Annotated in this window: 14 protein-coding genes; 5 read left to right on the top strand and 9 right to left on the bottom strand. The window is 76.7% G+C overall.

The window, feature by feature from the left end; translation table 11 throughout:
* Positions 1-2 precede the first annotated feature (2 nt).
* The 3 genes from ACFVXH_RS06290 to ACFVXH_RS06280 form a co-directional block, all read right to left on the bottom strand.
* On the bottom strand, positions 3-968 hold the full coding sequence (locus ACFVXH_RS06290) for a MaoC family dehydratase (protein WP_387820669.1): 966 nt from the start codon (positions 966-968) through the stop codon (positions 3-5).
* Positions 965-2200, bottom strand: coding sequence for a beta-ketoacyl-[acyl-carrier-protein] synthase family protein (locus ACFVXH_RS06285; RefSeq protein WP_375874209.1), 1236 nt, complete (start codon positions 2198-2200; stop codon positions 965-967). Before ACFVXH_RS06285 ends, ACFVXH_RS06290 begins: the two co-directional genes overlap by 4 nt.
* 185 nt (positions 2201-2385) lie before the next feature.
* On the bottom strand, positions 2386-3597 hold the full coding sequence (locus tag ACFVXH_RS06280; protein ID WP_049659474.1) for an aminotransferase class I/II-fold pyridoxal phosphate-dependent enzyme: 1212 nt from the start codon (positions 3595-3597) through the stop codon (positions 2386-2388).
* A 484-nt stretch (positions 3598-4081) separates the two neighbouring features.
* Here ACFVXH_RS06280 and ACFVXH_RS06275 point away from each other — a divergent pair, with 484 nt between their 5' ends.
* Both ACFVXH_RS06275 and ACFVXH_RS06270 read left to right on the top strand, forming a co-directional pair.
* Positions 4082-4954: a BTAD domain-containing putative transcriptional regulator gene (locus ACFVXH_RS06275; protein WP_380740881.1), complete on the top strand. Its 873-nt coding sequence runs from the start codon at positions 4082-4084 to the stop codon at positions 4952-4954.
* An 803-nt stretch (positions 4955-5757) separates the two neighbouring features.
* Entirely contained in the window at positions 5758-6057 is a 300-nt protein-coding gene (locus ACFVXH_RS06270) for an ArsR/SmtB family transcription factor (RefSeq protein WP_375874208.1), read from the top strand.
* Between the two features lie 43 nt (positions 6058-6100).
* On the opposite strand, the gene ACFVXH_RS06265 is transcribed toward ACFVXH_RS06270, so the two are convergent.
* A complete protein-coding gene (locus ACFVXH_RS06265; RefSeq protein WP_387820664.1) occupies positions 6101-7096 on the bottom strand; it encodes a zinc-dependent alcohol dehydrogenase family protein in 996 nt (331 codons plus the stop codon).
* 183 nt (positions 7097-7279) lie between these two features.
* Here ACFVXH_RS06265 and ACFVXH_RS06260 point away from each other — a divergent pair, with 183 nt between their 5' ends.
* Positions 7280-8248, top strand: coding sequence for a phosphotransferase family protein (locus ACFVXH_RS06260; protein ID WP_387820661.1), 969 nt, complete (start codon positions 7280-7282; stop codon positions 8246-8248).
* Positions 8249-8344: 96 nt separating this feature from the next.
* Here the strand turns inward: ACFVXH_RS06260 and ACFVXH_RS06255 are convergent, their stop codons facing one another.
* From ACFVXH_RS06255 to ACFVXH_RS06240, 4 genes are all read right to left on the bottom strand, one after another.
* Positions 8345-8536 carry a hypothetical protein gene (locus tag ACFVXH_RS06255; RefSeq protein ID WP_387820658.1) on the bottom strand — a complete coding sequence of 64 codons (192 nt, stop codon included), beginning with the start codon at positions 8534-8536 and terminating at the stop codon, positions 8345-8347.
* Between the two features lie 102 nt (positions 8537-8638).
* Positions 8639-9892 carry an MFS transporter gene (locus tag ACFVXH_RS06250; RefSeq protein ID WP_387820655.1) on the bottom strand — a complete coding sequence of 418 codons (1254 nt, stop codon included), beginning with the start codon at positions 9890-9892 and terminating at the stop codon, positions 8639-8641.
* Between the two features lie 100 nt (positions 9893-9992).
* A complete protein-coding gene (locus ACFVXH_RS06245; RefSeq protein ID WP_198959518.1) occupies positions 9993-10310 on the bottom strand; it encodes a helix-turn-helix transcriptional regulator in 318 nt (105 codons plus the stop codon).
* Positions 10311-10418: 108 nt separating this feature from the next.
* Positions 10419-10805, bottom strand: a complete 387-nt coding sequence (locus ACFVXH_RS06240) for a VOC family protein (RefSeq protein WP_049660971.1) — start codon at positions 10803-10805, stop codon at positions 10419-10421.
* A gap of 428 nt (positions 10806-11233) precedes the next feature.
* Here ACFVXH_RS06240 and ACFVXH_RS06235 point away from each other — a divergent pair, with 428 nt between their 5' ends.
* Positions 11234-11596 (top strand): hypothetical protein, encoded by a 363-nt coding sequence (locus tag ACFVXH_RS06235; RefSeq protein ID WP_049661667.1) that lies wholly within the window; start codon positions 11234-11236, stop codon positions 11594-11596.
* Between the two features lie 200 nt (positions 11597-11796).
* On the opposite strand, the gene ACFVXH_RS06230 is transcribed toward ACFVXH_RS06235, so the two are convergent.
* Positions 11797-12477 (bottom strand): TetR family transcriptional regulator, encoded by a 681-nt coding sequence (locus ACFVXH_RS06230; protein ID WP_387820649.1) that lies wholly within the window; start codon positions 12475-12477, stop codon positions 11797-11799.
* Between the two features lie 82 nt (positions 12478-12559).
* Here ACFVXH_RS06230 and ACFVXH_RS06225 point away from each other — a divergent pair, with 82 nt between their 5' ends.
* Positions 12560-13543 carry an oxidoreductase gene (locus ACFVXH_RS06225; protein ID WP_387820646.1) on the top strand — a complete coding sequence of 328 codons (984 nt, stop codon included), beginning with the start codon at positions 12560-12562 and terminating at the stop codon, positions 13541-13543.
* Positions 13544-13899 lie beyond the last annotated feature (356 nt).

Below are 13899 nucleotides of genomic sequence, written 5' to 3'. Positions count from 1 at the left end.
GTTCACTCCCCCGCCGGTGCGATGCGCGCCCAGCCGGCCTTGACGGCGGTGCCGGCCTCGGTGGCGATGGTGAAGCGCACCACGGTGCCCCGGTCGTGGGGCTGGAGGGTCAGGCGCAGTTCGGTGCCGGGGCGGGTGGGGGCGGCGAAGCGGGCGCCGAGCGCGGTGACGCGGGCGGGGTCGCCGCCGGCGTGGCGGTCGGTGATCTCCTCGGCGGCCAGGGCGACGAGGTGCATGCCGTGGGCGATGACGCCGGGGAAGCCGGCCGCGCGGGCGGCGTCGTCGTCGAGGTGGATGGGGTTGAGGTCGCCGGAGGCGTGGGCGTAGGCGCGGGTGTCGCCGGCGTCCAGCACGTGGGTGAGGACCAGGGGCGGGCCGTCGGGCACGGAGCCGGGGTGGGCGGCCGGCGGCAGGGCGCCGTACGGCTCGGTGCCGGTGGCGCCCAGCAGGAGCGCGGCGGTGGCGAGGTCGGCGAGCGGGGCGCCGGTGGCCGCGTCGGTGAGGCGGGTGGTCAGGGCCAGGCGGGTGCCGCGGGCCTCGCGGCGCACGGCGGCGACCTCGACGGCGACGTCGACGTCCCCCGCCGTGAGCGGGGCGTGGGTGCGGATCTCCTGGGCGAGGTGGACCACGCCGGTGAACCCGTGGTCGCCGGCGGTCAGCGCGCTGACGGTGTGCTGGGCGAGGGCGTGGGCGGCGACGAAGGGGTGCGCGGGGCCGGCCCCGGCGCGGGCGGGGGCGCCCAGGCGGGCGCGGGCCGCGGCCCGGTAGGCGGCCAGGTCCCGGTCGGTGACGTGCAGGCGGGTGCGCGACACCGGCCCGGCGGGCGCGGTCACGGCGGGAGCAGCGGGTGCGGCCTGTCCGGCGGGGGCGGCTTGTGCGGCGGGTGCGGCGGGTGTGGCGGGTGCGGCCTGTCCGGCGGGGGCGGCTTGTGCGGCGGGTGCGGCGGGTGTGGTCGTGGGTGCGGTCATAGCGGGGTCACCACCAGGGTCGTGTTGTGGCCGCCGAAGCCGAACGAGTTGGACAGGGCCGCGCCGGCGCGCACCGGGCGCGGCGCGGTGTGCACGACGTCGAGGTCCAGGCCCTCTTCGGTCTTCTCGTGGTTGGCGGTGGGAGGGACGGTGCGGGCGTTCATGGCCTCGATGGCGGCGATCAGCTCGACGGCGCCGGCGGCGCCGATCAGGTGGCCGATGGCGCCCTTGGTGGAGGTGACCGGCACGCCGTGGGGGCCGAACACGGCGCGCAGGGCGGCGGCCTCGGCCCGGTCGTTGTGCACGGTGGAGGTGCCGTGGGCGTTGACGTGGGCGATGTCGCCGGGCGCGAGGGCCGCGTCGGCGAGGGCGGCGCGCATCGCGGCCACCGCGCCGGCGCCGTCGGGGCGCGGGTTGGACAGGTGGTAGGCGTCCGCGCTCGCGCCGTACCCGGCGAGCAGCGCGTACGGGGTGCGGCCGCGGGCCCGGGCGTCGTCCAGGCGTTCCAGGACGAGGAAGCCGGCGCCCTCGCCCATCACGAAGCCGTCGCGGTCGGTGTCGAAGGGCCGTGAGGCGCGCCCGGGTTCGTCGTTGCGCAGGGAGTGCGCGCCGAGGTTGCCGAACGCGGCCAGGGTGACGGGGGTGAGGGTGGCCTCGCAGCCGCCGGCGATCACCACGTCGGCGCGCCCGGTCTCCAGCAGCAGGGCGCCGTGGCCGATCGCGTCCGCGCCGGAGGCGCAGGTGGTGGCGATGGTCAGGGCCGGCCCGTTCCAGTGCAGGCGCATCGCGATCTGGGCGGCGGCCGCGTTGGGCATGGTGACCAGCGGCATCAGCGGGGAGACCCGCAGCGGCCCGTGCTCGGTGTACAGCGCGGACTCGCGGTCGCTGGTGGTGCGTCCGCCCACGGCGGTGCCCACCACGATGGCGCTGCGCCCGGGTTCGGGTTCGGGGCGTCCGGCGTCGGCGTGGGCGGCGAGCGCGGCGAGGGTGCCGTAGTGGGCGAACGGGTCCAGGCGGCGGGCGTCCTTGGCGGGGACGAGGTCGTTGTCGGGCAGGTCGGTGACCTTGCAGCCCAGGCGCACCCGGTGGCGGGCCAGGGCGGGGTCGGTGAGGGCGGTGGCGGTGGAGCGCCCGGAGGCGACGGTGCGCCAGAGGTCCTCGACGGTGTGGCCGGCGGGGCTGACCACGCCGAGGCCGGTGACGGCGATCGGCGGCCGGTGGTGGGGGGCCATGGCTTCGTCTCCTTAGCGCGGTCGCGCGGGCGGCCCGGCGGTGGCGGCGGGGGCGGGGCGGGCTGGTCCGGGCCGGCCGGCCGGATCAGGCGGGCCGGGCCTCTCAGGCCGGGCGGTCGGGCCTGATCGGGCGGGCCGGGCCTCTCAGGCGGGCGGGGCGGGCCGGATCGGTCGGGCCGGGCGGGTCAGATCAGGCCGGTCTGGGCGGCGGCGGTCAGGAACGCCTCGGCGGCGAAGTCGATGTCGGCGGCGGTGTGGCGGGCGGTGACGGCGATGCGCAGCCGGGCGAGGTCGTTGGGCACGGCGGGGGTGACGACGGGCAGGCCGATGACGCCGGCCTTGCGGCAGGCGGTGGCGTAGTCGTAGGCGGCGTCGTCGCTGCCGGCGATGACGGGCAGGACGGCGGTGGTGGAGTCCATGGTGGAGATGCCGGCGTCGTTGAGGCGGGTGCGCAGGCGCTGGGCCTGGGTCTGGGTGTGGGTGACGCGCTCGGGTTCGCGGCGCAGGATGCGCAGGGACTCCAGGGCGGCGCCGGTCTGGGCGGGGCCGAGGGCGGCGGAGAACAGGAACGGGCGGGCGGCGTAGCGCAGGTGGCCGATGAGGTCGTGGCTGCCGGCGATCCAGCCGCCCATGGAGGGGATGGCCTTGGAGAGGGTGCCGAGTTTGACGTCGACGCGGACCTTGTGGTCGAAGTGCTCCTCGATGCCGCCGCCGGTCTTGCCGATGACGCCCAGGGCGTGGGCCTCGTCGACCATGAGGAGGGCGTCGTAGCGGTCGCAGACCTCGCGCAGTTCGGGCAGCGGGGCGATGTCGCCGTCCATGGAGTAGACGCTGTCGACGATGACCAGGCGCACGCCGGTGGGGGCGGCGGCCTTGAGGCGGCGCTCGAGGTGGTCGACGTCGTTGTGGCGGAAGCGGGTGACGGTGGCGCCGGACAGGCGGCAGCCGTCGACGATGGAGGCGTGGTCGTACTTGTCGATCAGGACGGTGTCGCCCTGGCCGACGAGGGCGCCGACGGTGCCGACGTTGGCGGCGTAGCCGGAGCCGAAGACCAGGGCGCGTTCGCGGCCGGCGAAGCGGGCGACCTCGGCTTCGAGTTCCTCGTGCAGGGGGATGGTGCCGGCCAGGGCGCGCACGCCGTGGTTGCCGGTGCCGTAGACGTCGACGGCGGCCTTGGCGGCGGCCACGACGCGTTCGTCGCCGGCCAGGCCCAGGTAGCTGTAGCCGGACATCATGAGCAGGCGCTCGCCGTCGAGGTCGCAGTAGGCGCTGTCGCGTTCCATGGTGTAGGCGACGAAGCTGTTGCGCCGGGAGGGGTCGGACTCCAGTGCGGCCACGCGGGCGTTCGTTGCGGCGAGCTTCGGCTCCAGGCGGTCCCATGCTCCGGTGGCGTTCACGGGTTTCTCCTTCACGGCGTCACGGTGTTCACGGCTTTTCGCGGTTGTTCGCGGCTGTTTCGCGGTTGTTCGCGGTTGCGTGCGGTTGTGCGCGGCTTTTCGCGGCTCGGGGTGTTTCTCGAAGCCTTCACGCGGGGTGCTCAAGGATGGCTACATTTCTACGGCAGGATGCGCAAGGCGTCCGCAATAGGCGCTTTCCTGGCCTGCGGGAACGCTCTGACGTGCGGAAACCTTGCGTCCACGACGCATTGACCGGCCGGTGGGTATGTTTCCGCAACCGGTGTTGACACCGCGCGATGCGGCGAATGTATGGTCGAAATCCGCCGAAACCGAACGGCTGGTCGGCGGTTTATTGTTCCGATCCGCAATTTCCCACGCCGACGGCCGGAACGGGCCGTCACTTCCGCTTTGGCTCGAGGGGGTTGGAGCTCGTGTTGAAAGGCTTCAGGGAAGACGGTCCGTCCGGTAGATCGGGGGCCCGCGCATGCTGATCCGCCTGACCGGTCTGGTGGCCGTCGAGCACGAGGACGGCGCCCCGCAGCACCTGTCCAGCGCCCAGGCCCAGGTGGCGTTCGCCCGCCTGGTGCTGGAGCGCTCCAGCGGCACCAGCCGCGACCAGCTGGCCGACACCATCTGGCCCGACGGCCTGCCCGACACCTGGGCCTCCGCGCTGCGCAGCGTGGTGAGCCGGGTGCGGGCGTTCGTCACCGACCCGGGGCAGGGGCCCGGTGCGACCCCGCTGATCTCCCAGGGCGGGCGGTACGTGCTGCGGCTGCCCGCGGACGCGGCGGTGGACCTGGAGGCGGCGGCCTCGGCGGTCGGCGAGGCCGGCGAGGCGCTGGCTTCGGGCGGCCACGCGGTGGCGCAGCAGCTGGCCGCGGGGGCGCTGGCGAACCTGCGCGGGGCGTTCCTGCCCGACCACGAGGGCGAGTGGGCGCAGGGGGTGCGCGAGCACGTGGAGGAGCTGCGCATCAGCGCGTTGGAGACCGCGAGCCTGGCGGCGTCGGCGCTGGGCGAGGAGCACCACGCGCTGCGCTGGGCGGACGAGGCGGTGCGCCGGGCGCCGTTCCGGGAGAGCGCCTACCGCTGCCGGATGGAGGCGCTGGCCGCCTCCGGCAACCGGGCGGAGGCGCTGCGCTGCTACCAGCAGCTGCGCCAGGTGCTGGCCGAGGAGCTGGGCATCGACCCGGCCGCCGAGACCCAGGAGCTCTACCTGGCGATGCTGCGCTCCCCCGTGCCGGCGGCGCCGGCGCCGGCGGCGGTGCGGGCGGTGGACCCGGTGCTGATGGGGATCTTCGAGCCGCTGGCGCTGACCCGCCTGGCCCGGGCGGCGCCGGCGCCGGTGCGCGCGGCCTGAGCCCGGGGCCCCGCGCCTGCGCCCGCGCCCGCCGTTGTCCCGCTGCGGCGTGCCCCGCCGGTCCCCGGTCCGGCGGGGCGCGCCGACTGTCTCCGCGGGCCCTCTCCTTCCGGCCGCCGCCCTCGGCCGCGCGCCGCCGTGCCCGGCGGTCCTCGGCGGTCCCCGGTCGTCCTCGGCGGCCCTTTGCGGGGCCTCTCCCCCGTGCCGCCCGCCACGACGCGCCTCCTCTTTTCCGGCCGCCCTCGGCCGCGCGCCGCCGCGCCCGGCGGTCCTCGGCGGTCCGTCACGGGACCCTCCCCGGCGCCGCGTCCCTCCCCTGCCGTGCCGCGCCGCGCATCCCCTCTTTTCCGGCCGTCCTCGGCCGCGCGCCGTCGTCCCCGGCGACCTTCGGCGGTCCCCGGTCGTCCTCGGCGGCCCTTTTGCGAGGCCCCTCCCCCGTGCCGCCCACCGCGCCGCGCATCCCCTCTTTTCCGGCCGTCCTCGGCCGCGCGCCGTCGTGCCCGGCGCTCCCGCGCGGTCCGCGGCCGGCCCCCGTGCCGGGCGGCGGGGCGTGTTGCGCGGGTGTTGCGGTGGGTGTGGGCGGCGGGTGGGGCGCGGAGGCGGTCCGGGGGTCCGGCGCGCCTCCCGGGGGCGGAGGCCGGGGGCCGGGCGATCGTCCCTGGTAGCGTCGTGCTCGTGAAGTCGCGCACACGGCGCGGTTTTTGACTGTCGGACAGACGGGGGTCGAGTGTTGGGAAGGGGTGGTGGGTGTGGGGCGGGCACGCGTGGCGGCGCGGGTGATCGTGCACCCTGGTGTGGAGGACGTGAGCGTCCAGCAGGTGCTGGAGGCGCTCGCTGATCCGGCCCGCAGGACGGTGGTGCGCACGCTCGCGCACTCGGGAGCCGATCTCAGCTGCGGTTCCTTCGACCTGCCGGTGGGGCGTTCGACCTCCAGCCACCACTTCAGCGTGCTGCGCGAGGCGGGGCTGCTGCGCCAGTACTACGTGGGCACCACCAAGATGAACGCGCTGCGCAGCGAGGAGTTGGAGCGGCGGTTCCCGGGGCTGCTGGCGGCGGTGGTGGCCGCCGCCGACGCGGAGGCCCGCCGGGCCCCGGGGGCCTGAGGGCCCGCCGGCCCCCGGCGGGGGGCTGGCCTCCGGTGGTGGTTCAGTCGCCGACGGTCAGGACGATCTTGCCGATCTGGGTGCCGGCCTCCAGGTAGCGGTGGGCCTCGGCGACGGTGTCGAGGCCTTCGAAGACGCGGTCGACGGCGGGGGTGAAGGAGCCGTCGGCCAGGCCGGCGGTGACGAACGCGTGGGCGCGGCGCAGGCGTTCGTCGTCCCGGGTGACCTCGTGCATGGAGAAGAAGCGGCTGGTGACGGGGGCGAAGGTGTCCTGGCCGGGCATCGGGGTGTCGCGGGGGTCGAGGCGGCCGTAGACGGTCAGGCGTCCGCCGGGGGCCAGGGTGCGGGCGAGGGTCAGGACGCCGGGTCCGGCGACGGGGTCGAGGACGGTGCGCACGCCGGATCCGCCGGTGGCCGCGTCGACGCGGGCGAGGAGGTCGTCCTCGCCGGTGACGACGACCTCGGCGGCGCCGGCGTCCAGCAGGTGCCGGGCCTTGGCGCGGGTGCGGGTGGTGGCGATCGGGTGGGCGCCCAGGCGGCGGGCGGTGCGGATGGCGGCCAGGCCCACGCCGGAGGCGGCGGCGGTGATCAGCACGTGGTCGCCGGGGCGCAGGTGGCCGTCCTCGGCGAGGGCGCCGTAGGCGGTGAGGTAGGGCATCCACACGGCGGCGCCCTGGGCGGGGGTGAGGCCGGCGGGGTGGGGGACGGCGGCGCGGGCGGGGACCAGGACGTGGGTGCCGTAGACGCCGTAGTCGTTCTGGGAGAACGCGGGCACGGTGTCGACGCGGTCGCCGGGCGTGAAGGCGGTGACGCCCTCGCCGACGGCCTCCACGGTGCCGCTGGCCTCGTAGCCGAGGGTGGCGGGCAGGCGCGGCCGCTCCAGGTAGGTGCCGGCGCGGAAGAGGGCCTCGGCGCGGTTGAGGCCGATCGCGGCCACGCGCAGGCGCAGTTCGCCGGGCCCGGGTTCGGGCAGGGGGCGCTCGCGTACGGCCAGTACCTCCGGTCCTCCGGTGGTCTCGAAGACGACGGTCCTGGGCATGGCGGGCCCCTCCCCCTGGGTGTGGTGCGGATCGGCGTCCAGCCAACCCCGGGCGCGCCCCGCCTGTCAAACTTCGACACCTGTCGGAATAGAGGTCTTCTGTCCGTGGTTGTACGGGAGTTGACTCTTCGTCAGGCCTGCCCTGGGCGGGTCGGGCGGGGGCGGGGCGTAGGCTTGCCGTCCATGATCGACGGTGGGGACTGGGGCCAGGGGTGGGACGGCACGCGCCGGTGGGTGGAGGGGCTCCTCGCGCCCGGTGAGCGCGTCACGGCGGTGAGCGCGCTCACGGGCGGGTGGACCTCGCGGATGCGCCGCGTGGACGTGGAGCGGGCGGGTGGCGCGGGCCCGTACGCGCTGGTGCTGCGCTCCTTCGTCAAGCCGTTCTACCGCCGCCACGCCCCGGGGCTGCTGGCCCGCGAGGCGGCGGTGCTGCGCCTGCTGGAGGGCGGCGGCGTCCCGGCGGCGCGCCTGCGCGCGGTGGACGGGTCGGGGGCGGTGTGCGAGCACCCGTCGCTGGTGATGACGCACCTGCCCGGCACCGTGCGGGTGGCCGAGGACGGCGGGGCGGGGCGGCGCGCGGGCCTGCTGGCCGCGCAGCTGGCCGCCGTGCACGCCCTCGACGTCGCCGAGGAGGACCGGCCGCGCGCCTGGCAGGCGTGGACGGCTCCCGAGCGCGTGGAGGTGCCCGGGGGCACCGCCCGCGCCGGGCTGTGGCGGCGGGCGGTGGAGGTGATCGGCGGCGCGGTGCCCGCGCACCGCTCCTGCTTCCTGCACCGCGACTTCCACCCCGGCAACGTGCTGTTCACCGGCGCGGGCGCCGACCTGGCCGTCAGCGGGGTCGTCGACTGGGTGGAGACGTCCTGGGGGCCGGCCGACCTGGACGTCGCCCACTGCTCCACCGCCCTGGCCCTGCTGCACGGCCCCGAGGCGGGCCTGGCCTTCGCCGACCGCTACACCGCCGCCGGCGGCCGCACCCTCGCCGCCGGCCGCGACCACCTGTACTGGCGGCTGCTGGACGCCCTCGCCTTCGCCCCGGACGCCCGGAAGGTCGCCGAGCCCTGGCGCGAGCTGGGACGCGCCGACCTGACGCCCGCCGTGCTGACGGGACGCCTGGAGGACTACCTGCAGGCCCTGTTCGACCGCTACGCCTGAACCCCCGCCCGCGCCCCGGGGGTCCGGGGCGCGGGGTGCCCGGGCGGGTGCCGCGGCGCCGCCGCGACGCGGGCGGCGGGACGAGCCGCCGGCGCGTCAACGGGCCGGGTACCACGCGCGGTACAGGTCCGGGACGCGGTCGGCGGGCAGGGCGGGCATCTGCGTGACGAGGCCGTTGCGGCGGTCCACGATCAGGCAGCCCGCGCCCACGTTCGCGAGCGGGTCCGGGTCGGCGAAGACCGGGAAGGCCGGCCAGCCGAGCTCGAACCCCCGGAGCACGACGTCCACCGCGCCGAGGGGGCCGCCCCGGACGGCGCGGTGGCGGGCCAGGTCGCGGGCCCTGGCCTCGTCCGCCGGTTCGCCGGGGGGAAGCGGGGCCGGCGGGGCCGGTCAGGGGGCCGGGGCGGGCCGGGGCTCCTCGTGCCGCGGCTCGTCCTGCCGCGGCTCGTCGTGCCGCGACTGCTGGTCGGGCCGGGGCTGCCGGGGCGGGTCCAGGCGGCGGCGCAGGAGGACGGCGGCCAGGGCGGCGGCGGCGAGGGCGGCGCCGGCCAGGGGCAGGTGGCGGGGGCCGGCGGTGGTGACGACGGCTCCGCCGAGGGTGGTGCCCAGGGTGATGCCGAGGTTGGAGAAGGAGATGAAGAGGCTGTTGCCGAACTCGGGGGCGTCGGTGGCGTCGCGGGCGAGCCAGGCCTGGGCGACGGCGAGGCCGCCGGAGTGGACGGCGCCCCAGGCCAGGACGGCGGCGAGCATGGGCAGGGGGTGGGGGCCCGCGGCGTCGACCAGGAGGTAGAGGGCGAGGTAGAGGAGCGGGTAGGCGGTGACGGTGCGTACGAGGCCGCGTTCCAGCAGGCGGCCGAAGAGGATGTTGCCGGCGGTCATGACGACGCCGAAGGCCATCAGGACGGGGCCGGTGAGGGAGGGGGCGAGGCCGGTGACGCTCCCCAGGTACTCGGCGATGTAGCCGTAGCCGCTGAACATCGCGGCGAACACCAGGGTGACGGCCGCGACGGCCAGCCACAGCCGGGGCCGGCGCAGGATGCCCAGCTGTCCGGCGTAGGTGGGCGGCGCGGTGTCGGGCAGGTCGGGGAAGAAGGCGAGGACGCCGGCGCAGGCGAGGAGGTTGACGGCGCCGGCGGCCCAGAACGCGGCGGGCAGGGAGATGTGCTCGGCGAGGTAGGAGGTGACGGGCACGCCGAACGCGAAGCCGGCGCTGACGCCGGCGAAGACGGTGGTGGCGGCGCGGGCGGCCTTTCCGGGCGCGGCCAGGCGGGTGGCGGCGGTCAGGGCGAGGGCGAAGAAGACGGGGTGGAGCAGCGCGGGCAGGATCCGGAACGCCAGGACGAGCGGGAAGGAGTGGCCGAGCGCGTAGACGGCGTTGGAGACGGCGAAGAGGGCGAGCGCCGCGGCCAGGACGGTCTTGCGGCGCAGCCGGGAGGCGAGCAGGACGCCGACGGGGCCGGTGGCGGCGACGGTGAGGGCGAAGGCGCCGACCAGCCATCCGGCGGCGGCGGGGGTGACGTGCAGGCGTTCGGCCAGGGAGGGCAGGACGCCGACGACGCCCATCTCGGTGGTGATGATGCCGAACACGCCCAGTGCCAGGACCGGGACGGCCAGGGCGTTTCGGGCGGGAGCGGTGCGTGGCACGACAGCCTCCATTGGATACACAAATCTAGATAGTTGGATGCGTTTGGGTCGAAGAAAAGGGGGCGCCGGGCGGGCGCCCCCCGAAGCGGGGTGGGTGGGGTCAGAGTTCGTCGCGCACGTACGCGGCGAAGGCGGCGATGGTCTCCTCGTCGCGCCGGTAGAACGTCCACTTGCCGACGCGCTCGGACACCAGCAGCCCGGCCTCGCGCAGGATCTGGAGGTAGCCGGAGACCACCGACTGGGACAGCCCCGAGCGCTCCTGGATGTCGGTGACGCACACGCCGATGTGGAAGCCGACGCCGCGCTCGCGGTAGTACGGCTCGTCGAAGTAGCGCTCGGGCGTCTTGAGCCAGCGCAGGAAGTCCGCGCGCGCCGGGTTGGCGAGCGCCTTGTGCACGGCCAGCGGGTCCAGGTCCACCGCACACGCTCCTTCCGCCGTCCGGCCCCTCGGGGACGTATCTAATATTCTGGATACGATCCGGGGTGTCAAGGCGGGGCGCCCTCGGGGGCCCGCCCGGGGCGGGGGTCAGTGGTACTGGGCGATCTGGAGGAGGTTGCCGCAGGTGTCGTCCAGGACGGCGGTGGTCACTGGCCCCATGGCCAGCGGCGCCTGGGTGAAGCGCACGCCCAGGGCGCGCAGGCGCTCGTACTCGGCGTGCACGTCGTCCACGGCGAAGGAGGTGGCGGGGATGCCGTCGGCGGCCAGGGCCGCGACGTAGGCCCTGGCGGCGGGGTGCCGGTCGGGCTCCAGGAGCAGCTCGGTGCCGTCGGGCTGTTCGGGCGACACGACGGTGAGCCAGCTGTGGTCGCCGAGCGGGACGTCGGCCTTCTTCACGAACCCCAGCACGTCGGTGTAGAAGCGCAGGGCCTTGTCCTGGTCGTCGACGAAGACGCTGGCCAGGTTGATCCTCACGGGGGCTCCCTCGGGTGGTCCGGGCCCGGGTGGTTCGGGCCCGGGCGGGCGGGTGGGCGGCGGTGCGCGCGGGCGGGTGGGGCCGCGCGGCGCGTTTCGCACTCCACCGTCGGCCACCGCCCGGCCGCGGGCAAGCCGCGCGCGAGCGCGGGGCGGGGTGGGACGGGCCGCGGACTGACGGGTCGGCAGCCGGCGGGCGGTGCGCGCCGGGCGACAGGCGGGTGGCGGGCGGTGCGCGCCGGGCGACAGGCGGGTGGCGGGCGGTGCGCGCCGGGCGGCGCGCGGCCCGGGGCCATTGGTGGCGCGGGTGGCACGGCGGCGCGCCGGTGGTTCACTCGCACGAGTGATTGTGACGCTGCGCACAACGGCGGACACTCTGGGTATCCGGAGGGCTCGTGGGGGGCTCTCCCGGCGCAGGGAGTGCCGCCATGGCCGCAGTCGAACCTTCCGCCTCCGAGGTCCCGCAGATCACGCACAGCTCGCTGCCCGCCGGCCGGGACGAGGGCCTCGCGGCCATCGGCGGCAACGTCGGCTCCGTGAACCGGGCCTGGTGGACGTGGAGCCCGGGCAACGGGACCTTCAACCTCCAGCTGTCCTGGAACGTCATCGGGATCGACTCGACGGTCGTCATCACGGCCTCCGAGATCGACTCCAACGGCAACCGGTTCGTCGGCGCCGCGGCCTTCCAGGTCTCGAGCATCGCCCCGGGCAACGGCGTGGTGACCTTCAAGATCAGCATCGGGTGGAACAGCCCGCTGCCGATGCGCACCGACGTCGTGGTCTTCAACTGAACCGGCCGCCCGGACCGGCGCCCGCACCCGTACGGTGACGGCCCGTCCGGCAGGCGCCCGCCCCGTGGCACCCGCGGACCCCTCCGCGGGCACCACGGGGCGGGCGCCTTGCCGGGTGCCCCGGAGCGTCCGGGCGGACGGCGGCCGCGCGAGTCCCCCGTCGGGGCCGGAGCGGCCGGGGGCCGCCCGGCGCCGCAGGGTCAGGCCGTGGCGGGGGCGCCGCCGGGGGCGGGGGTGCGCACGACGGCGTCCAGGGCCGGGGCGATGACGGCGAAGCAGCTCCCGGTCAGCGCGGCGGGGTCCACCGCCGCGCCGCCGCCGCCACCGGAGGCGCCACCGGCAGCGTCGTCGTCGGCGCTCCAGCGCTGGAGCACCGTGTGGAAGGCCGCCAGCGCCATGTCCGCGGCCAGCCGCGGGTACAGCTCGCGCCCGGCGTCCAGGCCGAGGCGGGCGGTGAGCTCCTCGGCGAGGTCGTCGCGCCACTGCGCCTGGCGCTCCAGGAAGCGCGCGAGCAGGGCGGGGGTGGACAGGACCAGCCGCACCACCTGGCGGGCGCGCTCCTCGTGGCCGGCGCAGTCCTCGACACTGCGCCACACCGCGTGCCGCAGCGCCACCGAGGGCGCCTCCCCCGCCGGGCGGCGGGCCAGCTCCTCGCGCATCGCCGCGCCGAGCGCGCCCAGGAACCGGACGACCACGTCCTCCTTGGACGCGAAGTAGCGGAAGAACGTCCGCTTGGACACCCCCGCGGCGGTGGCGATCTCGTCCACCGTGACGGCGTCGAACCCGCCGCCCGCCAGCAGCTCCAGCGCCGCCCGCGTCAGCTCGTCGGCCACGAGCTGGCGTTTGCGCTGGGCCAGGGTGGCGGCGGGTCGGGAGGTCACCGCCCCATCCTAGCCCCCACGCCACACACGACGCCCAATGCCCACCTTGACACTTGGTGACAGGAAGGGCACCTTGAGCCGTATGAGTCGTACGCCCCGAAGCAACCACACCCCCGACCACAGCCCCGCCCCCGCGCCGGGCCCCGGCCCGGAGCCGCAACCGGACCTGGACGGGCGGGTGTTCGTCGTCACCGGCGCCACGAGCGGCCTGGGCCTGGCCACCACCGACGCCCTCGCCCGCCGCGGCGCCCGCGTCGTACTCGCCGTACGCGACGAGGACAAGGGCCGGCGCGCCGCGGCCCGCGTGAGCGCCGCCCACCCCGCCGCCCGCCTGGAGGTGCGCCGCCTGGACCTCGGCGACCCCCGCTCCGTGCACGCCTTCGCGACCCGCCTGCGCGCCGACGGCGTCCACCCCGACGTCCTGGTCAACAACGCCGGCGTCATGGCACCCCCGCGCACCCTCACCCCGCACGGCCACGAGCTCCAGTTCGCCGTCAACCACCTCGGCCACTTCGCCCTCACCGCCCACCTGATCGACCTGCTCGCCCAGGGCCGCGACCCGCGCGTGGTCACCGTCACCTCCGCCAACCACCGCCGCGCCCGCATCGACTTCGACGACCTCACCGGCGAGCGCGCCTACTCCCCCATGGGCCACTACAACCAGTCCAAACTCGCGGGCGCCCTCTTCGCCCTCGAACTCCACCGCCGCCTGAGCGCCGCCCGCAGCCCCGTGCGCAGCGTGCTCGCCCACCCCGGCTACGCCGCCACCGCCCTGCCCCGCGCCGGCGCCGTCGCACCGGTGCGGCTGCTGTTCGGGCACCTGCTGCGCCCGCTCGCGCAGTCGCCCGCCCGCGGGGCGCTGGCGCAGCTGCACGCGGCGACCGCCCCCGGGGTGCGCGGCGGGGAGCTGTACGGGCCGGGCGGGCCGGGCGAACTGCGCGGGGCCCCGGCGCTGACCTCGCCCGCCCCTCGCGCCCAGGACCCGCGGGCGGGGCGGCGGCTGTGGGAGGTGTCGCAGGAACTGACCGGGCTGCGGTTCACCGTGCCCGCGGCGGACGGCGCCTGACCCCGGGGCGGGAGGGGGTGAGGGGAGGTCACGACCGGCGCGGCGCGGTGGGCGGTGGGGCGCAGCGGGGCACGGGGGACCGCGCTACGGCAGCGGACACGGCCCGACGGCGGCGGCGGCCGGGGCCGCGGCGGCAGGCGCGCCCGCGGGTGCCGCCTCCCCCGTGACCGGACGGCAGGTCCCGGCCCGCCCGGCACCCCGCCCCCGTCCACCGGGAACGCCGGACCGGTCCCGGCCAGGGGGCGGCCGGACACCACCGGCACAGAGCGCGGCCGTACGGCGGGCGGGGACGGGCGCGGCCGTACGGCGGGCGGGGGCGTGTGGTGGGCGGGTTGACGGTCCGTGCGGCGGGGCCC

Origin of the sequence: Kitasatospora sp. NPDC058184 (assembly GCF_042883725.1) — a bacterium.
GTDB lineage: Bacteria > Actinomycetota > Actinomycetes > Streptomycetales > Streptomycetaceae > Kitasatospora.
This window is presented reverse-complemented; position numbering and strand designations above follow the sequence as displayed.

Coding starts and splice junctions, on each gene's coding strand:
- ACFVXH_RS06290 (WP_387820669.1), bottom strand. CDS start 968: ATGACCGCACCCACGACCACACCCGCCGCACCCGCCGCACAAGCCGCC.
- ACFVXH_RS06285 (WP_375874209.1), bottom strand. CDS start 2,200: ATGGCCCCCCACCACCGGCCGCCGATCGCCGTCACCGGCCTCGGCGTG.
- ACFVXH_RS06275 (WP_380740881.1), top strand. CDS start 4,082: ATGCTGATCCGCCTGACCGGTCTGGTGGCCGTCGAGCACGAGGACGGC.
- ACFVXH_RS06265 (WP_387820664.1), bottom strand. CDS start 7,096: ATGCCCAGGACCGTCGTCTTCGAGACCACCGGAGGACCGGAGGTACTG.
- ACFVXH_RS06260 (WP_387820661.1), top strand. CDS start 7,280: ATGATCGACGGTGGGGACTGGGGCCAGGGGTGGGACGGCACGCGCCGG.
- ACFVXH_RS06235 (WP_049661667.1), top strand. CDS start 11,234: ATGGCCGCAGTCGAACCTTCCGCCTCCGAGGTCCCGCAGATCACGCAC.
- ACFVXH_RS06225 (WP_387820646.1), top strand. CDS start 12,560: ATGAGTCGTACGCCCCGAAGCAACCACACCCCCGACCACAGCCCCGCC.